Origin of the sequence: Fodinibius sp. (assembly GCF_034521915.1) — a bacterium.
In the GTDB taxonomy this organism is placed as follows: Bacteria; Bacteroidota; Rhodothermia; order Balneolales; family Balneolaceae; genus Fodinibius.
This window is the reverse complement of the sequence record NZ_JAXHLU010000010.1, coordinates 38,510-56,775: the sequence shown is the minus strand read 5'-3', so window position 1 is coordinate 56,775 and position 18,266 is coordinate 38,510. Positions and strand designations below refer to the sequence as shown.

Sequence of the window (18,266 nt, the reverse complement as noted above, 5' to 3'; positions counted from 1 at the left end):
GCGTCTGCAACAGGCAGAGGCTTAATCTTTAAGAATACGAGGCTATTTATGTTAGCTGTTGAATTTTCTCCTTGAGGACTGACAGTATCAAATCCACATCTTCCAAATGCGTCCGAAAGTTAAGTACTGCCAGCCGCAGGTATACAGTTCCATCAATGTGCGTTGAGGAGAGAAACACGCGTCCGTCGCGGTGGATTTCATTGACCAGCTTTTTGTTGAATGTATTAGCACTTCCTGATTCGGGAACGTACCGAAAAAAGGCAACCGAAAGTTCAGGCTCAGGACCAACTTCGATGCCATCGATTTCTTGAATCTCATCATAAAAGTAGCGCGTGAGTAACAGTTTCTCTTCCAGTGCAGCGCGGAAGGGCTGTATGCCAAAAAGCTGGAGGGGCAGCCACATCCGCAGTCCGCGAAAATGCTTGGAGAGCTCCGGGGAAAGATCGGCGGGTGATGCTTCTTGTGTCGCCTTGTAAGTATCTTGCAAATAATTGGCCGACATGTGCTGCGAATCGTATAGCTTCTCCCCGTCTTTCACAAGCAACGCTCCAGATCCGTAGGGTAAAAACAATCCCTTGTGAGGATCGATAGTGGCCGAATCTGATTTTTCGATGCCCTTCATGACCTCTTTGCCGTGATCGGTGAGCAGGAAAAAGCCGCCGTAGGCCGCATCCACGTGGAACCAAAGGTCGTGCCGCTCAGCGATAGCACCAATTTCATCGAGCGGGTCGACAGCCCCGAGATCGGTAGTGCCCGCCGAAGCAAAAATCGTCAGGGGAATGAGTCCCTCCTTCTTGTCGGCTTTAATTTGCTTTTCCAGCGCATCTGCCTTCATGCAGAAACGATCGTCCATTGGAATGGTACGAAGCGTAGCCTCTTGCAGTCCGGAAAACTTAATAGCTTTGACTACGCAATGGTGAACTTGCCGGGTTGTGTAAATAACGGCGCGATTAAAATCTTTAGCTTTAATTCCGGAATTATCTCGAGCAACGACCAGTGCTATTAAGTTGGCAATGGATCCGCCCGAGGTGAGGTTACCTGCAGCTCCTTCGGGATAGCCAACCAGATCATTCATCCAGCGGATGCACATATTTTCGATGCGAACGGCCCCCGGTGATGAAAAGAAAACACCCGTATAGCGATTAGTTACGGCCGCCAGGTAATCGGCGATGGCCGAGGGATAGATTCCGCCGCCGGGAATATAACCGGCGTGCTTGCCCGAGGCGGGATTGAGTCCGGGTGTATCTACTTCTGAATGAAGGAGATCCAACAGTTTATCAAAGTCTTTGGGTTTTTCATCAAATGGCAGATCATATACGCCCTTGCCCATGGATTGCTCATCTACATAAGCCGGCTTTTCGGAAAGGGAATTAAGAAAACGTTCTCCGTATTGACGGGCTTTGTCAAATAAATGATTCCGCTCTTCGGTGGTGGTTTCCAGCTGGCGGGCCTGCTGTTCGAGATCTTTGATTTCTTTTTGCATGTATTGCAATGAGTGGTAGCGTAGTTTTAATTGGCAAATTGGATGATAAAATAACGTGAATTCGATGTAAATTCCGAACTAAGAGTCTTAATGACTCCTTTTTTTAAACGACCCAAAATACGATTGGGTATCCCTTTTGCTGCGCCCCGAGAATTCGGGGGCTTGATCCAACCACCAATAGTAAACCCCGAAAAGTTCGGGACACACGGGACCAGAAAAACCACTGGAAGAGATGAAAAGATCAAGGGCCTACTACGCCGAAGTAGCTTAGCTACGTAGGCCGTACTTAGAATTGTGTAAACGCTTTGGTCGGCAGGATGCGTAGATTTTAATAGTCCTTTGACTGTTAGTGCATAATAATGGAAGCCTCACCGGTACAAAATCTACAAACTGCATCCTTTGACTAACAGAACACAATTCTTATGCCCGATTGAAAACCATTTATATTTCTGATTCAGGTCAAAATAAAAAAGCTGCGGCAAACTGAATTGCCGCAGCTTCCCAAAATAAGAAAGTGATATATGTTAGCTTACATCGGTGCCTGTGAGGGGATAGCCTTCGCTGCGCCATCCGGCTAAGCCTTCTTCAAAGTCCCAAACGTTGTTGTAGCCCATCTCTGTGAGCTTTTCAGCAAGTTTGGGGGAGGCATCACAATCCGCATTTGCGCAGTAGACTACGATATCCTGATCTTTGTCAGGTATTACATTTGATGCGCATTCGAGGTTATGCTCCGTAATGTTGATGGAGCCCGGAATGCGCTTGCTCGTGAAGGCTTCTTCCGATAACGCATTGATCAACACAGGACGATTTTCGCTCGTCATGCGATCGTGAAGTTCTGTTGCTGATATACGTTTCATCGTAAGTGGCATAGTGATCACCTCTTAAGATTTGGTTCCATATTTGTTCGCACAAATACAGCACCATATAACAATCTGAGAGGGGGTTGCCATTCCATGATGTAAGTCGGGATGGCATCCCGACCTACGTTTAGCGAACATCTTTGTGCGTTAAATTTGTTTATGAAACTAAAACAAAGCGGTACTTTTTACGTTTAATAAGCAGAAAAAATTAACCGAAAAATTTTTAACGATTGATATGAATAGAAATAGTTTACGAACGGTATTTCTGATGACGCTGGCTGCCGTGTTGTTTATGCTGGTGGGACAGGTATTGGGGGGATCTACCGGTTTAATTATTGCTTTTGTGGTTGCCATGGCGATGAACTTTTTCAGCTACTGGAAGTCCGACAAGATGGTATTGCGAATGTACGATGCCCAGCAGGTAGATCGAAGCTCGCATCCCCAGTTATATGGAATGATAGAAGAGTTATCCCGAAAGGCTGAGCTTCCGATGCCGGCGGTGTATATTATCCCACAAAACCAACCAAATGCTTTTGCAACGGGACGCAATCCCGAAAATGCAGCTGTGGCAGTAACGAAAGGTATCATGCAGGCGCTTAATGAAAATGAACTTCGGGCGGTAATAGCTCACGAACTTGCCCATATCCAAAACCGTGATATTCTAACGCAGACAATTGTTACCACGGTAGTGAGTGCACTTACAATGCTGGCACAGTTTGCTTATTTCATTCCTATAGGGGGAAGCGATCGTGGATCAAATCCTTTGGTGGCCCTTATTGTGTTGATTACGGCTCCAATTGCTGCAACCATGCTACAGGCTGCAATAAGCAGAACCCGAGAATATGAAGCTGATCGAACAGGAGCAGAAATATGCGGTCAGCCGGGCCAGCTTGCATCGGCCTTGCAGCGGATTGAAAAGGCGGCCGAGCAAATTCCAATGAATGTATCAGATACAGCGATGCGTTCAACTTCGCATATGTTTCCGGTGAATCCCTTTAGCGGCGGAAATTTTATGAGACTGTTTTCTACGCATCCCGAAACTGAGGATCGCGTAGAGCGGCTGATGCACATGCAGCGTACCGGAGAATATTTGTTTGATTAGATAAATAGTTTTCCGAAATAAAATGCCCGGCACTTTAAAAGTGCCGGGCATTTATGATTATTGCTAAAAATAATTATCGGCTACTCTTCTTCACTTTTATATTGTTCATCATAAGCGTTTTTTATGCGCTGGTTCATATGACGCTTATAATTTTCGTATTCGTATTTGCGGACGGTAAATTCGGAGTGAAAGTTACCGTCGTTACAATCCACTTTTAATTTATTGGGATGATCTGTTTCGCTAATTTCAACAGCGATGTCGCCAAGTTTATAGGATGCAATAACAGAGCTCATAAGGTCATTTGTTTTTGTTTATGCTAAGATAATTACTTAAGAGCTCTTTGTGAATTTTTAGTCTGTTTATTACATCTCCATTTCTGGAGGACCGTCTCCGTTGGGACCTTGATCTCTTCTTCTCTGTTCTTTGTTGCGTTCTCCGAAAAAGTATTGAAAGCTGATGGTTGCAGATCGTGATGACCAGCTAAACTCACGCTGGGTATAAAAATCGGTATTGGGATTACCGTCGGTATTAGCAGTATAACTAAAGTTCTGTGAATTCAATAGGTCGCGAATATTGAGTGAAATCTTGGCCTTTCCATCCATCAAGTCTTTAGAAACACCAGTATCAATCATTGTCATGCCTTCGCGTCGGCCCTGAGTAGTTTCGCTGGGTCCACGATAGCGCATGGAAGCTTGATAATTGAGACCATCAATAATTTCCTTGCCGTCGCGCTGCTGCCTTCGATTTACAGCTTTAATACGTGCGTGGAGCTCGGGCAATTGAAAGGGTTTGGTGATGTAATCATCGGCGCCCAGTTCCAGTCCTTCCACTTTGTCATCCAGAGCATTTTTAGCCGATATGATGATCGTTCCTGTTTCCGGATTCACGGATTTCAACTCCCGTAAAACCTGTAGGCCCGAACCGCCCGGAATCATAATGTCAATAAGTATCACATCGTAGGTGTACGACATTACCTTGTCAAAAGCCTCGGAATATGATTGAGCGGTTTCACAGATATATCCTTCGCGCTTCAGATACGTTTGGATGTTCTGCAGTAAATCTTCGTTGTCTTCGATGATGAGTAATTTCATAGCAGTTCAAACATAACAAATGATTTTGAAGCAAAACTGAAGGTTGGAATGGTATTACTTTTTCTATCTTGTAGAATCGTAATTTGAAATGTAATGGTTATGCTTGTTTGTAAAATGAAGCCGATCTTTATCGTATTATGATACGAAAGGAAAGTTCATTCAACAGTATGTGGATTCGACGGAAAAAATACGACCGTTGGCTTCAACCTCATATGTGATTGAAGAGGCTGATTTGCGCGGAGGGGTTGGAGCTAATTTTCTGGTACGCTGGCATTCGCAAGAGCCTATTTATCCACCGGTTATTGAGGCGGTAAATATTAGTACATCACAGCAACAAGGGATATCATTTTTGAGTGTAGGACGTGTACTTCAGAAGAGTTCTTAATCTACATCCCGTAATTAGCTTAATGAAAACTTTTATAAAGCGATAAGTTGTTTTGACATCAAGAATTCTGATTCCCTGAATATGTGGACTCAATTTCAATTACTCCGTATTGCCCTTGCATGCCGTATTGTGCGGAAGAACCGGGCGGTAGTACTTTAACGGAGTTTATATCACCAGGAGAAAACATACTCGAAACACGGGAATAGTTTCGTCCTGCTTTTTGGCCATCAACAACAAATAATGGCTGTGACATTGGATTATTGATTGATTTATGTCCTCTTATTATAACTTGGATATTGTCACCAGAGCCATTTAACTGTACACCGTTGGCGCGGCGCAGAAAATCCTCGAGGGTCCAATAGCTGGTATAATTTTGGGATTCTATAGCTTGTGAATGTTGACTGGTGGTAGCACATCCTAATGAGCCAAGTAATAGCACACATAATCCTATTGATATACCTAAGTTTAATCGTTTCATTATGGTGGGATTTGATTAATAATATTAGGTACTTAGCAGTATAGACATTTATTATTAATTAAGTAAATAAAAAATAAGGACTTATCGATATTTTTACTGGTTCTTGGTGAAAATACGGATGACTCCGAAGTGTCCCTCCATACCGTATCGGGCAGACTGCGAAGGTGGGAGTACTTCGATATAATTTATTTCGCCGGGATATAGCATTTCATTAACACGGGCAAAACTATGGCCGGCTTTTTGTCCATCAATAACAAACAATGGTTGACTTGTAGGACTGTTGGTACTACTCACACCACGAATGATAACGCGCTCACTACCCGGGCTTCCAGTAATTCTTGCTTTGCTAGTTCTCTGAAGGTGATTTTTAAGGGTCCAGTTGTTTTCAGGGTTGGTCTTTTGGGATTTCTTCTTATTTGTAATGCTGGTGGTGGAGCAGCCCAACACCGTGGCAAATAGTCCCGCAGCAAGCAGTATGATAAGTGGTTTTGAAAACTTCATAATCTTTTTGGTCTTTTGGGATTACATAAATCAACCTATAAAACTCGGGGCTTGATTTAAAAATTATGTTACAGAACGATAATAGCCTGTGATAAGACGCATTAATTTTTCAAGATCGTTTCGTCCAGCATATCCGTATCATTAAAAACAAATTTGTTGGTAAAAAGAATCCCTAAATAGACCGAAAGTATGGTGCCCGAAAAGATGGCAACCATAATCATAATTTGATATTTAATGGCAATAAGGGGAGAGCTTCCGCTTAATATTTGACCAGTCATCATGCCCGGCAGAGAAACGAGGCCTATAGTAGCCATAGAAGCAAGGGTAGGGTTAGCTGATTTTTGGAGCGCTTCACTAAAAAATGAATGTACTGCCTCGGACCGTGTTGCCCCACAAGAAAGGTAAAACTGGTAGCGCTCCTGATGTTCATTTAAGCTGTAGTAAAAGGCATTAATCCCGATCACGTTACTTCTGAGGCAGTTGCCCAGCACCATTCCTGTTATGGGAATGGTATATTGTGCCGCCAGTAGTTTTGGGAGCTGTATTACCACTTCCAGAAAAAAGAGATCTATAATAATGATGCCAAAAAAGGTAGCTCCGAAAATCGGTAATATTACCGACCATTTGCGCTTTAGATCACTGCGGTCGATAGTGGCAAAGTCGGCAACGGCTACCATTACAAAAATCCATGCAGCATTAATCCAGGGATTGTCATATTCAAAAAGGTACTGCAAATAATATCCTACAAAAAGCAATTGCAGGACCATCCGAACAGAGGCGGTTAAGAGCTTTTTATTTAGCCCGGTTCGATACTTCCACAAAATATAGGCTGGTACCAGCATGATAATAAAGCCAATTCCCAGCTGTACCCATGTAAGGTCAATAATTTCCATTACGAGAGTTCTATTATATTTTCGGCTTTAGCGACCCAGAATGGATCGTGTGAAGTTGAAATAATGGTACGATCGCTCTTAAGCAGCAATTCTGCAGCTTTTTGTTTGGATGCTTTATCCAGTGCCGAAGTCGGCTCATCCAGCAAAAGGAGCGGCTTGTCAAGCAGGTGGCAGATTGCTAGTCCAACGCGTTGACGCTGCCCCGTGGAAAGATCACGAAATTGTTTACCGAGGATATCCGGGGCCAACCCTAACGCTTTTAAAGTTTTAATCCGATTTTGTTGAGTGTTTTTGGTGGATTGGTTGGCCGAAAATTCAAATGGTTTGTCCATGACCTCAGCAACCGTACCGGATCCCAAATTTAAATCTTGTGGAAGCCAGGCTGTCTGTTTCCGTATTTTCTGGGCGTCGTAGTTTTCGCGATTGATGGAAATAGTGCCATCCCGTGGTTTGTGAAATCCCAAAAGTAGTTTGAGAAGAGTGCTTTTCCCCGATCCGGATTCTCCCTTTAATAGGGTATGTTGGCCGGGCCTTGCCACAAATGAGAAATCCGTTACAATCTGTTCGTTTTCAAAGCCAAAGGTAACACTGTTAAATGATATGTTGGGTGATCGTGCCAATATTATGATGCAGATATTTTGTTGTTAAAAAGGAAGGGGTTCGCCGGTTTTTTGAGCTCGCTGGCGGTGTAGCTTTTGCAGCTGATCGGTTATGGGTCCCTTTGTACCGTCACCGATTAGGCGTTGATCTATTTCTACTGCGGGAACCAATTCGCCCATGGTACCGGTGGTAAAGCACTCGTCGGCGGAGTACATCTCAGCCATACTAATACGTTTTTCTGCCACTGGAATGTCATTTTCTTTACAGAGGTCGATTACGATTTTACGTGTAATACCCGGCAGGCAACTATCTGCAAAAGGCGTAAGTACTTTCCCGTTGTTGACAAAAAAGATATTTGTTGCATTTACTTCTGATACGTAGCCTTCAATATCCATCATAACAGCACCATCGGCATTTGCGACATTTGCTTCAATTTTAGCCAGAATATTGTTAATCAGGTTGTTGTGATGGATTTTGGAGTCGATGCACTGCGGGGAATTTCGTCGTATCGAAGAAGTAACCAGTTGAAGCCCTTCTTTATCCTCGTGAATAGGCGGCTTCCATTCTGCCAGGACAATAAGTGTTGGTCCGTACTGGTTAACCTGGGGGTCCATATAGGAAGTTACTTTCTTGCCGCGCGACAGCGTCAGCCGGATATGTGTTTCATCGCGCATGCCGTTGGCTTTGAGCGTGGCAAAGAGCGCTTCTTTGATTTCATTATTTGACGGTATGCTATCGAAAGCCATGGCATGAGCCGAATTTTGCAATCGCTCGAGGTGTTCGTCGAGCGCAAATATTTTACCATCGTAAACGCGCAGTCCTTCCCAGACGCCATCACCACCTTGTACCAGACTGTCGAAGACTGAAATCTTAGCCTCCTGACGATCATAGAGCTCACCGTCAATCCAAACTTTAATGTCTTTATTGCGAGGATCTGGGATTGTGGGATGTGTATCCATAATTCAAAACTGACTAATTATTAGTTAACATTACTTTTTAATTGCATGTGCAAGCAATCTATCATAAATCGACTTGCAGTGCTCATAAAGCGGATTCAGGCGATCGGGAAGTTGCTCGTTTTTAGGTTTGTAGGGCTTAAATCCCGTAGACTGGTGTACATTGTCATACCAATATTCCGCCCATATGCCATCCTCGGGAATGGGGCCCGGTTGCCATGAAAGCATTGATTTCTCAAATGGAATTCCCAGCTGTTCACACAATACTGATAAAACAAATTCAGGATCCTCCAACACTTCCTTTGAATCGAGGACGATAAGGGGAAGGTTCTTGTTTTCGGCTTTTTCAAAAAGATCGAGCAGTTGCTGATATCCGGTATCAAGCAGTGAGGGATCAGGCAGTGATTTATCAAGAGAAAGTAGCATATCTGCGGGATCACGAATCAAAAATATGGGGGTAAACTCTTCGAAAAGTTGTTCCAGGATGTCATTCATTTCTATCATGTGATGAGCCATATTTTTGACAAACAGGACTTCAGAGTTCGTGCCGGTTGCCATCAGATTTTGCATTACAATAGAAGGATCTTTGGGCTGGCTTTCGAGCACTTTTGCACGTCCGGGATGCTCGGCACCGCTCTGCAGCAGGTAGTGGGCATAGAAGGGCTCATCTACCACCTGGGTGTCGCTGCGCTGTGCAAAGGAGTACATAATGGCCGTGGAAATATTACGAGGGCCGGACCACATATTTATCTTGATATTTGACATAATAGATGAATTCGGAAGATATTGTTCAGGAGATATATGGTATTGATATTTTGGGGATCATCAAAAGTAATAACCAAAAGGGATTAAGGAACATAATGATCCCCCGCTTTTCTACAATAGTTTTTATATTTTAAAAACATTGGCTAATCAAAGTAAATAGACCTCCGGGCTTTAATGAAACACAAAGAGAATGACAGTGGTGAGGTCAAATTTCGACCTGAAAAGCTGCTGGAAAAAAGTTCAATTGTATATTACCATCGAGAGAGTGGTGATCAATATTCCTATATAGATATCAGTCCAAATGTTAGCCGCCTTTTGGGATACTCCCGAGCAGAAATCAAAGCTGAGGATTTTAGCTGGTTAAGTCGAATACATCCGGAGGATCGACAATCAGTGATCTCAATCTTAGAAAATATTGATCCAGGTCATCCCCAGATAATTGAATATCGGTTTAAGCATAAGTCCGGACATTATCTTTGGCTGCGCGATGAATTTGAACGGGTTGCCAATGCAGAAAAGGAAGAATTGGTAGGGGTGTTTGTTAAAGCAAATAAATCCAAAGAAATACAGTACTTGAATCTGGAAGAGCGGGAAAAGTTACAGCAATTGGCGCTGGATAACTTGAATGACATGGTGGTAATTACCCGGGCTCCGAAAGATGATCCGCTGAATTCACGTATAGTTTTTGTTAATAAATCTTTTGAGCAGTTTACCGGATATCAATCGGAAGAGATTATTAATAAAACGCCTACCTTTTTGCACGGTCCCCAAACGTCGGAAGAGGCGTTGAGCCGAATCAATCAAAAAATTAAAAAACGAGAATCGTTGCGGGAGGAGTTTATCAATTATAAGAAGGATGGCACTCCTTACTGGGTTGAGCTGGATATGGCCCCCTTTCCTACAGATGACGCGGAGTATGAATTTTGGGTGGGAATTAACCGGGATATTACGAAGCGTAAAATAGCTGAGAAGAAACTCGCGGAAAGTGAAAAACGACATCGCACTTTTACTGAAATGGCTTTTGATGCTATCTTTGAAATCCACGTTGATGGAACTATTCTGCGATGCAACAAGCGAGCATGTGAGCTTTTTGGTTATTCCCGGGAAGAGTTGATCGGCATGCATGTTCTGGATTTGACTCCCGAAGAATTTCACAGTAAACAGCCCGAGACATTTGCTGATATAACTACAACGGGGGATGAAGCCTGGGAGCGAATCTATCAAAAGAAAGACGGCATGAAATTCCCAACTGAAATTCATACGGCATTTTATGAAATGGGCGGACAAAAACGGCTAATAGCCTATGTGCGTGACATTACCGATCATAAAAAATATGAGCAAACGATACGGAAATCGCTGAAAGAAAAAGAAACGTTGTTGTCGGAGGTTCATCACCGGGTAAAAAACAATTTAGCAATTATCTCCGGCTTGCTGCAGATGCAGGTATTTAATACCGAAGATGAAAACCTGTTGGCAAAGCTTAAGGAAAGTCAGTCGCGCATTCAGTCGATTGCGATGGTGCATGAAAAGCTTTACAGCTCGGAAACATTTTCGGAAATTGCCATTGATAAATACATAAACGATCTGCTTAATATGATCGAAGAATCAATGACCGATTTTAAAAAAGATATCCGTGTGAATACGGATATGGAATCGATTCGGTTAACGGTAGGGCAGGCTATTCCCTGTGGATTGTTACTGAACGAGATGATCACAAATTGTTACAAGCATGCATTTAAAAATAGTGATGAAGGGGAAATAAATATTTCAGTTAGAGAAGAGGAGGGGCAAGTAAAATTAAGTGTTGAGGATAACGGTATTGGATTGCCGGAAGATTTTAGTATTGAGCAGCAGCCGTCGCTGGGAATGACGATTATTAATACATTAACTACTCAGCTGGATGGACAGCTGAAAGTTGATTCGGGTGATTTTGGGAGCCGTTTTTCGTTAGCTTTTGATATCGAAGGTGACACTGTAGAATAGAATAATTTTAAAAATGATTTGTTGAAGAAACAATGAGCTACAATTTCTATGTTGAGGTAAAGTGAATCAACGAACTAATGACTTTTTCAAAATAATCAAACAAAAAATCGGAGAATAAGTATGATACCATCATCACTACAAAAATCGATGCTATTTGTTTTAATGATCTGCTTTGTTGCTGTGCAGCCATTGGCGGCACAATCAGATCAGGGATTAACCCCAAAAGATGTTGCCAAGATGCAGCAGGTAAATGAGATTGCGATTGCTCCATCCGGAGAAAAAGCAATCTATACCTTACAGAAGCAAGCAGATCCCGAAAAGGAAAATAAACCGGCAAGTTATCACCTGTATCTTGCGGACTTGGCCAGCGGTAATTCCATTCCTTATGTGACGACGATGAGCGTCAGTGATATCGCTTTTCGTCCTAATCATAATTCCATTACGTTTTTGGCAAAACGTTCATCGGATGAAACTACGAGTTTGTACGAAATTTCTATGAATGGCGGAGAAGCCCAGAAAATATATTCCTTCGAGACTGCTATTGGAGAGTATGAATGGGCTTCTGATGGGAGTCACATCGCATTTATGGCCCAAGATACGATCACTTTTGAACGATCGTCGCTGCCCTATCATCCCGAAGTGTATGAAGAAAATCTGAAGCAGCGACGCGGTTATGTGGCAAATGTTGAACATGCCCGGTCACGGTCCGCATCAGGTTCAGGTTGAAGGATCTATTTACCAGATGCGATGGAGTCCAAACGGAGAAAAGATTGCTATAGGTGTTGCCCCTTCTCCCCTCGTAGATGATTATTACATGAAGCAGCAGGTAAAAGTGGTTGATCACATGGGCAAAAAAGTTTTGGCCGAAGTTGATCACCATGGAAAACTCGGACAAATTGGCTGGAGCCCGGACGGAAGTAAACTGGCGATGATCGCAGGAGCTGATATTCATGATACTATAGCCGGACGATTATTTATTGTTTCGGCTGATGGCGGTAAGCCTACCCAGCTAAAGCCTCAATACAAAGGCATGTTTGAGCAGTTCAAATGGACTGGTAATAATAAACTTCATTATCTGAGTAGTGAGGGCGTATGGTCAACATACGGCAGTATTAACGCTGACGGATCAAATATGAACACGATTATAGGTAAAGGTGATACAAATCTTTCCTCTTTTGCCCGTGCTTCGAGTGGAGCTACTGTTTTTTCAGCAAGTTCTGCATCACATCCGCAGGAGTTGTATCAATTGGCTAATAACAATGTTAAACGAGTGACGAAAAGTAACGCCTGGCTGGATAAGAAAAAGCTGGGTGAGCAAAAAGTAGTCACCTGGACGGCGGATGATGGTACGGAACTGCAGGGCATCTTGGTGTATCCTGTTGATTATGAAGAGGGTAAGCAATATCCACTGATTACCACCGTACACGGCGGACCCGAAGCGCATTATAACCATGGCTGGGTAACAAGCTATTCTGATGCCGGTCAAGTTGGTGCCGCGCAGGGCTATTTCGTTTTTTATCCTAATTATAGAGGCAGTACCGGCCGTGGAGAAGCATTTGCCAAGAGCAGTCAGGGCGATTTGGCCGGGGCAGAGTTTGATGATATTGTTGCCGGCGTTGATGACTTGGTAGAAGAAGGATTGGTAGATGAAAACAAAGTAGGTGTCACCGGTGGTTCTTATGGTGGATATGCTACCGCATGGATGGCTACGAAGTATACCGATCGTTTTGCAGCAGGAGTTATGTTTGTGGGCATCAGCGATAATATTTCTAAATGGGGAACCAGCGATATTCCCGAAGAGCTCTATTTGGTACATACCCGCGAGCGTATTTGGGAGGATTATCAAAAATACCTGGAGCGGAGCCCTATTTATTACGCCGGACAGGCAGATACGCCCCTGTTGATTATGCACGGCAAAGAAGATACGCGCGTTAATCCGGGCCAGTCTTATGAGCTGTATCGCCATATTAAAACGCGAACCGACACTCCTGTTCGTCTGGTACTGTATCCCGGAGAAGGACATGGCAACCGCAACGCAACGGCGCGTTACGACTATAACCTGCGTATGATGCGTTGGTTTAATCAATACTTGAAGGGACAGCAGCAAGAACGCCCTGACGTGGAAATTGAAGTAGAAAAAACGACCGTTGAAAACTAAGCCTGATTAACATAACGAATCTTTATATCCCCTTCTGTTTGTGCAGGAGGGGATTTTTATTTGCCAATCTCATAACTAAATAATAGACTTTTAAATCATCAGGCTTTTGGGATAATCCTGAAACATAGGTACTAAAAAATGATTCCATGCAGAACGGGTGCAATCGTAATTATTTTCCTTTCAGTTATCTTCTTTTCTGGATGTGCGGTTCACAGTCCCATGAGTGAGATGCTCATGTTCCAAGAGAAAAAAGCATATAACGGAGAGACGTACAGGGCACGGTATAGTCATAGTTTGGCAGGAGTTACTAACAACATTTATTCTGAAAGCGCGGTAATAAACTATGCCAAAAAGGAGGGGATGGGAGGTGCTGATACAGAATACAATCACCAATCACTTCCTGCGATTACGACAAATTTTATATTTATGTCTGATAAGATTGATCGCATTGCTGCTTCAATTGCAGTAGGTAGTAGTTTGGGGGCTGATGTTACGCTTCGCATATATAAGCATTGGTATGTAAGTGGAGTTATGACGTTGCCACGCTTTGAGGCCGGCCAGGTTATACTTCAAAAAAGAATAAAAAAGGGCCCTGCCACAGGAGTAAGTATAGGTGCAACTTATCAAAGAGAATACCAATACTTAGGAATCGAGAATGTGGACTGTTTTTGTTTTCCGTCCGATGACTTTTATACGAGATCAGTAGGCCTCCGGGCAGTGGCATTGGTGGCTCCTCCATCGGAATATGGGGAAAGTGGGGTCTTTGTTCATTTTACCGGGAGTTTAAACTATGATATTACTATGGAAACGTTATTTCCCAAGGTGGGATTTTCGGTAGGACTATATTGATGGAAGCCCCTGGCGGCTAATTGCCAACGTATTCCTCAATATTTTCGGGATCGCCCAGAAGCTCTACTTCTTCAAGATCTTTGACTTCACGCACTTCGTCAACGATGCCCTGTAAGATGGTTTCATAATTATTAAAATCCTTTCCAAAAAAGATTTTTTTATCATCCGATTCCACATAAAAGTTGGACCATGTAGATCCAAAGTTAATCGCTTTTATATCTTTAAAATCTATAATACTTGGTGAAATTAAACCCTGCCGGTGAAGAGAAGTATCTGTTAATTTAATTTTATAACCTACTGCAATTACAATAACCACAGCCCAAAGCAGAAATAGAATCACCATTAGGACAGCAAAAAGCGTTTCTCCCACATTATAATTGAGATATGCGGCATATAGCATGGGCCCGCCTACCAGGGAAAACAAAAAGAACATGCCCCATTTTGATTTTGCCCGAAGTGAAAATTCTTTTTCCTCTTGCTCCATAACCGTTCATATATTTGTGTTAGTGCTAATAAAGAGAAAGGTTATATATCTATTAATAGTTTAAAATGAAAGCAACATACTGGATTTGCGAAATATTTAATACAGATTAGCATATGGATGTAACAGCACTCAGTAAATTTTTGAGCTATGTGCTGCGTCACCACCCCGAGGACATTGGCCTTGAACTGGATGACAGCGGCTGGGCGAAGGTCTCTGAGCTAATTGAAAAGGCTCAAAATCATGGAAAGAATATAGACCGTGATATTATTCGTCAGATTATGCAAAACAGTTCTAAGCAGCGGTTTATTGTTAGCAGTGATGGGAAGTACATAAGGGCAGGTTATGGTCATTCCATTAACGTGGATTTGCAGTTAAAACCGGAAACTCCGCCCCAAAAACTTTATCACGGAACGGCTCATGATAATGTAGCGTCTATTTTGGCTGATGGCATTGAGGCTCGCAGTCGTAATTTTGTGCACTTATCTACCACGGTTGATGAAGCGCGCAATGTAGGAGGACGGCATGGTGAGCCGGAAATTCTTTTGGTGTTTGCAAGGCGAATGAGTCGCGAGGGTTATGACTTTTATCAATCCGAAAGCGAGGAGAGTATCTGGCTGACGAACTATGTGCCGCCACAATACATCGAACAGCAATAAAGAACCGCGATTGATGAATAGTTGTTTATCCCCAGATATAAATACTGCATCCGGATGATGTTATTTGTATGTTTTCATTGATGCAGAAAAAGCGCAACATATTGGTAGCCATTATGGCCATTGTGCTGATTGGCCATTCATTGGTGCAGGGGCAGCCCCTGATGGAGAAAAGATCTGCAGTTTTCTTGCCTGTAGAAAAAGAAAGTGGCCAGGCTACGAATCCCTTAGCACAGCCGAATCTATTTAATGTCTATTTTCCTGTAGAAAGCGGAATAAGTATAACTAATATTCCGGGGCCGTTTCTTTCTGGCGAAGAGCTGGGAAAGTCGGAAGTTCATAAAGTTATTGCTTCAGTAGCAGATAATAGGGCCTGTGTTTTTCTGCAGATTTATTATAAAGTAGATCGGACTCCAATCCTTTTAAAATATATTTTCCCTTTTCACTCATTTCTATAGCTGTTTAATGTATGATAGGCTATCAGGGTTAAGATATTTGGTAGCCTTTCAGTCATAAATAGATATAACCGAAATTTATAAGAGTAACGTAATCGGTATATCGCAACGGTACATTTAAAACAGTTTTTGAAAAATGGATATAGATTTAACAACTATTATTATCAGTGCTATTGCATCGCTATTCTTTATAATTCCTATTGTGCTTGATCAATTAAAGAAGAGAAAGGAGGATGAATCCAAAGAGGAAACATCTTGATTGAAAGCCGAATCAAGGAAATGAAATAAAAAAGCCGCGGGAAACCGCGGCTTTTTGTCTATTTGTAAGATGTGCCGGTTTTTGTTAGCTCACTTCAATCTTTTTACCGGCTTTTTCTTTTAGTTTTGGTACCGTAATCGTTAACACGCCGTTGTCGTATGTGGCGCTAATGTTTTCCTCATCAATCACATTAGGCAGTGGCAGCGAGCGCTCAAACTTTCCAAAACGGCTCTCAATGCGATGATACTTGGTGCCATCTTCTTCTGTCAGCTTGCGCTCACCGCTTATGGTAATAGTGTTATTTTCAAATCCGATGTTAATATCATCTTTACTCATTCCCGGTAGAGCAACGGTTATTTCGAACTCTTTATCCGTTTCATAAACGTTGAGTTCAGGTACAAATGTACCTTTGTTCCACGAGAATGCATCTTCCATCATTTCGTCGAGTATATCAGAGAATCGAAGCGTATTTGTGTTTCGATTTCGTCCTTGATCGTTGAACAATGTTGGAAATTTATTTTGTCTCATCAGCATAGCAAATACCTCCTAAATTTTTGTTTTCATTTAGCAGTTCTAATTACTCATGAGTGTGATGGACGTCCATCACTCAATCACATTATAAATTTAACAAATGCCGTGCCAATGATGATCGGCTTAGCTCAGTTTTGCAAAAATGGCAAATCACCAATATCTAAACTATACTTTTGGCAAAGTTGGTATGTAAAATCGTCACTTAAGTCTCTAATATTGGTTAAGATTTGTGTCATAGAATGAGGAAGCATTTAATTGAAGGAGTTGTACCTCCAATATATGTTAAAAAGTACTCTCACCAATAGATTTTAGTAACCACCCCTTTTCCCCTCCTTTTAAAGGAGGGGAGTTGTTAGTTTGTTGCAAAATATATTATTTAACGCTCAGTATTTTTCCAGGGTATAAATTAAATTGCAAAGCAATATTAAATCCCGAAGTGTTTGGATATGCTAAAATATTCTCCCCTTAGCAAGGGGAGATACAGAGGGGTTAGAAAAAGGAGGAGTGAAGTGTAGTCCCCAGTTTCTTATTAGTCGTCAGATTTTTCTTAGAGTTTTTTTAAGCGTTTTTTCAATCCTTCGGCAGCCGAAACATATCCCCCGCCGCTGCCATCTACAAAGTGGATATGGTCGCGGTGATATTGAAATACCATACAGGTAATCATGGCGGCTTTGGATAGGTGGATGCCGAAAGCCAACTTTTCATTTCTGAATTGTTCTTCAAGAAAATTAACAAATTCCTTTCGCTCTGATTCGCTGCCGCTGATTACGAGGCGCAGCATATCGTCAAACTTTCGATAGTCGGAATTCTGGGCCAGATCCGATTTATAAAGTGACCAATTAGTGGCTGTAGTTTCGTAATCCAGAGCCATTAACACTTTACCGATAATGGTTTGCAGCTGTACTTTCAGGATGTACCCAATGCGTTTTAGCCAGCCCTGCCCGTGTGTTCGAAATCGGGCCTCCCCCATAAGTTTAGAGAAAGATAACGTCATGGATAGTTCGGGTATATTTATGGGATTTGTTTTCTCATCAAAACCAAAAGTGGTGCGTATTTTTTGGAATACTTGTTCGTAAATTTTTTGAGGATGATCAATGTTGGGATTGGCTTTAATCATCATGGTGATGACCTCATTTTGAGGCTGCTCTACCTTTTGCCAGCGGCATTCCAGTCCGCTAAAGTCAACCGTCTGTGCATTTTCTAAGGCCGGTACTCGGAACGTATCCGAGTTAAGGTTTTTCAGTATCCTTTCAGCAAAACTTAAGCCCCCGCCCGAAAAAATAGATTGAATATAGAACTCGGAAGCACGGTATCGGGCAACCTGTATATCATACCCTTGCTCGCGAATATATGAGAGGGGGATAATAGCTGCACGTAAATCAAGATTATATTCTGTTTTGCCAATGGTTTTGCATCCTCCTAAAACACGTCGGGCATCATCAATCAGGTGGGGAGGAAAACAAAATGATGCGCCGTCTCCGCCAAAGGTAAATGGGATTGTATTGCGGTCAGCTATATTAAAGATACCCACAATGGGCGATGCGCCCAAGATATTTACTTCTTTATAACGGTTATTTTGAATGGCATCGGTGGAGTTTACAATATCTGTTACAGCTACATACCAGTTATCGGGGAGAGGGTGAAAATTTTCTTGATTTGAGGCGTTAAAAAAGTCCTCAATAACAGGTAGATTTGCGTAAAAGTCAGCGCTGTCTGCCACAATAATTATGTTGATTTATTTTTTACAGGCGTTGTAAACATACAAAAAGTATTTGGTTGG

20 protein-coding genes and 1 pseudogene are annotated in these 18,266 nt (G+C 42.4%); 8 read left to right on the top strand and 13 right to left on the bottom strand.

Going from position 1 to position 18,266, the window contains the following annotated elements:
- Positions 1–46: 46 nt before the first annotated feature.
- Positions 47–1,483 carry a pyridoxal phosphate-dependent decarboxylase family protein gene (locus U5J89_RS07250; RefSeq protein ID WP_322574940.1) on the bottom strand — a complete coding sequence of 479 codons (1,437 nt, stop codon included), beginning with the start codon at positions 1,481–1,483 and terminating at the stop codon, positions 47–49.
- A gap of 524 nt (positions 1,484–2,007) precedes the next feature.
- Complete coding sequence (locus tag U5J89_RS07245) at positions 2,008–2,340, bottom strand: rhodanese-like domain-containing protein (protein WP_322574939.1); 333 nt, start codon at positions 2,338–2,340, stop codon at positions 2,008–2,010.
- A 238-nt stretch (positions 2,341–2,578) separates the two neighbouring features.
- Between U5J89_RS07245 and htpX the strand changes: the two genes are divergently transcribed.
- A complete protein-coding gene (gene htpX / locus U5J89_RS07240; protein ID WP_322574938.1) occupies positions 2,579–3,445 on the top strand; it encodes a zinc metalloprotease HtpX in 867 nt (288 codons plus the stop codon).
- Positions 3,446–3,525: 80 nt separating this feature from the next.
- Here the strand turns inward: htpX and U5J89_RS07235 are convergent, their stop codons facing one another.
- Together U5J89_RS07235 and U5J89_RS07230 are read right to left on the bottom strand one after the other, a co-directional pair.
- A complete protein-coding gene (locus U5J89_RS07235) occupies positions 3,526–3,738 on the bottom strand; it encodes a hypothetical protein (RefSeq protein WP_322574048.1) in 213 nt (70 codons plus the stop codon).
- 69 nt (positions 3,739–3,807) lie between these two features.
- On the bottom strand, positions 3,808–4,536 hold the full coding sequence (locus U5J89_RS07230; protein ID WP_322574937.1) for a response regulator transcription factor: 729 nt from the start codon (positions 4,534–4,536) through the stop codon (positions 3,808–3,810).
- 136 nt (positions 4,537–4,672) lie between these two features.
- Here U5J89_RS07230 and U5J89_RS07225 point away from each other — a divergent pair.
- Positions 4,673–4,921 (top strand): annotated as a pseudogene (locus tag U5J89_RS07225) (DUF3124 domain-containing protein); the annotation flags it as partial.
- A 58-nt stretch (positions 4,922–4,979) separates the two neighbouring features.
- Here U5J89_RS07225 and U5J89_RS07220 read toward each other — a convergent pair.
- From U5J89_RS07220 to U5J89_RS07195, 6 genes are all read right to left on the bottom strand, one after another.
- Positions 4,980–5,399, bottom strand: a complete 420-nt coding sequence (locus tag U5J89_RS07220; RefSeq protein WP_322574936.1) for a Plug domain-containing protein — start codon at positions 5,397–5,399, stop codon at positions 4,980–4,982.
- Positions 5,400–5,492: 93 nt separating this feature from the next.
- Complete coding sequence (locus U5J89_RS07215) at positions 5,493–5,900, bottom strand: TonB-dependent receptor (RefSeq protein ID WP_322574935.1); 408 nt, start codon at positions 5,898–5,900, stop codon at positions 5,493–5,495.
- Positions 5,901–6,001: 101 nt separating this feature from the next.
- On the bottom strand, positions 6,002–6,793 hold the full coding sequence (locus tag U5J89_RS07210) for an ABC transporter permease (protein WP_322574934.1): 792 nt from the start codon (positions 6,791–6,793) through the stop codon (positions 6,002–6,004).
- Positions 6,793–7,413: an ABC transporter ATP-binding protein gene (locus U5J89_RS07205; RefSeq protein WP_322574933.1), complete on the bottom strand. Its 621-nt coding sequence runs from the start codon at positions 7,411–7,413 to the stop codon at positions 6,793–6,795. The genes U5J89_RS07210 and U5J89_RS07205 overlap by 1 nt, the downstream gene beginning before the upstream one ends.
- 24 nt (positions 7,414–7,437) lie before the next feature.
- On the bottom strand, positions 7,438–8,352 hold the full coding sequence (locus tag U5J89_RS07200) for an aminotransferase class IV (RefSeq protein WP_322574932.1): 915 nt from the start codon (positions 8,350–8,352) through the stop codon (positions 7,438–7,440).
- A 30-nt stretch (positions 8,353–8,382) separates the two neighbouring features.
- Positions 8,383–9,114 (bottom strand): sulfotransferase family protein, encoded by a 732-nt coding sequence (locus U5J89_RS07195; protein ID WP_322574931.1) that lies wholly within the window; start codon positions 9,112–9,114, stop codon positions 8,383–8,385.
- A 174-nt stretch (positions 9,115–9,288) separates the two neighbouring features.
- Here U5J89_RS07195 and U5J89_RS07190 point away from each other — a divergent pair, with 174 nt between their 5' ends.
- The 4 genes from U5J89_RS07190 (at position 9,289) to U5J89_RS07175 (ending at position 14,104) form a co-directional block, all read left to right on the top strand.
- Positions 9,289–11,097, top strand: a complete 1,809-nt coding sequence (locus U5J89_RS07190) for a PAS domain S-box protein (protein ID WP_322574930.1) — start codon at positions 9,289–9,291, stop codon at positions 11,095–11,097.
- 120 nt (positions 11,098–11,217) lie between these two features.
- Entirely contained in the window at positions 11,218–11,823 is a 606-nt protein-coding gene (locus U5J89_RS07185; RefSeq protein WP_322574929.1) for a hypothetical protein, read from the top strand.
- Complete coding sequence (locus tag U5J89_RS07180; RefSeq protein ID WP_322574928.1) at positions 11,771–13,255, top strand: S9 family peptidase; 1,485 nt, start codon at positions 11,771–11,773, stop codon at positions 13,253–13,255. The genes U5J89_RS07185 and U5J89_RS07180 overlap by 53 nt, the downstream gene beginning before the upstream one ends.
- Positions 13,256–13,393: 138 nt before the next feature.
- Complete coding sequence (locus U5J89_RS07175) at positions 13,394–14,104, top strand: hypothetical protein (RefSeq protein ID WP_322574927.1); 711 nt, start codon at positions 13,394–13,396, stop codon at positions 14,102–14,104.
- 16 nt (positions 14,105–14,120) lie between these two features.
- On the opposite strand, the gene U5J89_RS07170 is transcribed toward U5J89_RS07175, so the two are convergent.
- On the bottom strand, positions 14,121–14,588 hold the full coding sequence (locus U5J89_RS07170; RefSeq protein WP_322574926.1) for a hypothetical protein: 468 nt from the start codon (positions 14,586–14,588) through the stop codon (positions 14,121–14,123).
- 113 nt (positions 14,589–14,701) lie between these two features.
- Between U5J89_RS07170 and U5J89_RS07165 the strand changes: the two genes are divergently transcribed.
- Both U5J89_RS07165 and U5J89_RS07160 read left to right on the top strand, forming a co-directional pair.
- Positions 14,702–15,244 carry an RNA 2'-phosphotransferase gene (locus U5J89_RS07165; protein WP_322574925.1) on the top strand — a complete coding sequence of 181 codons (543 nt, stop codon included), beginning with the start codon at positions 14,702–14,704 and terminating at the stop codon, positions 15,242–15,244.
- Positions 15,245–15,357: 113 nt separating this feature from the next.
- On the top strand, positions 15,358–15,699 hold the full coding sequence (locus U5J89_RS07160; RefSeq protein ID WP_322574924.1) for a hypothetical protein: 342 nt from the start codon (positions 15,358–15,360) through the stop codon (positions 15,697–15,699).
- 340 nt (positions 15,700–16,039) lie between these two features.
- Here U5J89_RS07160 and U5J89_RS07155 read toward each other — a convergent pair whose 3' ends face one another.
- Positions 16,040–16,459, bottom strand: a complete 420-nt coding sequence (locus U5J89_RS07155; protein ID WP_322574923.1) for an Hsp20/alpha crystallin family protein — start codon at positions 16,457–16,459, stop codon at positions 16,040–16,042.
- 574 nt (positions 16,460–17,033) lie between these two features.
- Positions 17,034–18,206, bottom strand: coding sequence for a DUF3095 domain-containing protein (locus tag U5J89_RS07150; RefSeq protein WP_322574922.1), 1,173 nt, complete (start codon positions 18,204–18,206; stop codon positions 17,034–17,036).
- Between the last annotated feature and the right edge of the window lie 60 nt (positions 18,207–18,266).

Bases quoted from the DNA above. Each gene is read 5' to 3' on its own strand.
- U5J89_RS07180 (WP_322574928.1), top strand. From the start codon at position 11,771: ATGTGGCAAATGTTGAACATGCCCGGTCACGGTCCGCATCAGGTTCAG.
- U5J89_RS07220 (WP_322574936.1), bottom strand. From the start codon at position 5,399: ATGAAACGATTAAACTTAGGTATATCAATAGGATTATGTGTGCTATTA.
- U5J89_RS07215 (WP_322574935.1), bottom strand. From the start codon at position 5,900: ATGAAGTTTTCAAAACCACTTATCATACTGCTTGCTGCGGGACTATTT.
- U5J89_RS07235 (WP_322574048.1), bottom strand. From the start codon at position 3,738: ATGAGCTCTGTTATTGCATCCTATAAACTTGGCGACATCGCTGTTGAA.
- U5J89_RS07245 (WP_322574939.1), bottom strand. From the start codon at position 2,340: ATGAAACGTATATCAGCAACAGAACTTCACGATCGCATGACGAGCGAA.
- U5J89_RS07210 (WP_322574934.1), bottom strand. From the start codon at position 6,793: ATGGAAATTATTGACCTTACATGGGTACAGCTGGGAATTGGCTTTATT.
- U5J89_RS07185 (WP_322574929.1), top strand. From the start codon at position 11,218: ATGATACCATCATCACTACAAAAATCGATGCTATTTGTTTTAATGATC.
- U5J89_RS07195 (WP_322574931.1), bottom strand. From the start codon at position 9,114: ATGTCAAATATCAAGATAAATATGTGGTCCGGCCCTCGTAATATTTCC.
- U5J89_RS07160 (WP_322574924.1), top strand. From the start codon at position 15,358: ATGGCCATTGTGCTGATTGGCCATTCATTGGTGCAGGGGCAGCCCCTG.
- U5J89_RS07165 (WP_322574925.1), top strand. From the start codon at position 14,702: ATGGATGTAACAGCACTCAGTAAATTTTTGAGCTATGTGCTGCGTCAC.
- U5J89_RS07250 (WP_322574940.1), bottom strand. From the start codon at position 1,483: ATGCAAAAAGAAATCAAAGATCTCGAACAGCAGGCCCGCCAGCTGGAA.
- htpX (WP_322574938.1), top strand. From the start codon at position 2,579: ATGAATAGAAATAGTTTACGAACGGTATTTCTGATGACGCTGGCTGCC.
- U5J89_RS07190 (WP_322574930.1), top strand. From the start codon at position 9,289: ATGAAACACAAAGAGAATGACAGTGGTGAGGTCAAATTTCGACCTGAA.
- U5J89_RS07230 (WP_322574937.1), bottom strand. From the start codon at position 4,536: ATGAAATTACTCATCATCGAAGACAACGAAGATTTACTGCAGAACATC.
- U5J89_RS07175 (WP_322574927.1), top strand. From the start codon at position 13,394: ATGATTCCATGCAGAACGGGTGCAATCGTAATTATTTTCCTTTCAGTT.
- U5J89_RS07170 (WP_322574926.1), bottom strand. From the start codon at position 14,588: ATGGAGCAAGAGGAAAAAGAATTTTCACTTCGGGCAAAATCAAAATGG.
- U5J89_RS07200 (WP_322574932.1), bottom strand. From the start codon at position 8,352: ATGGATACACATCCCACAATCCCAGATCCTCGCAATAAAGACATTAAA.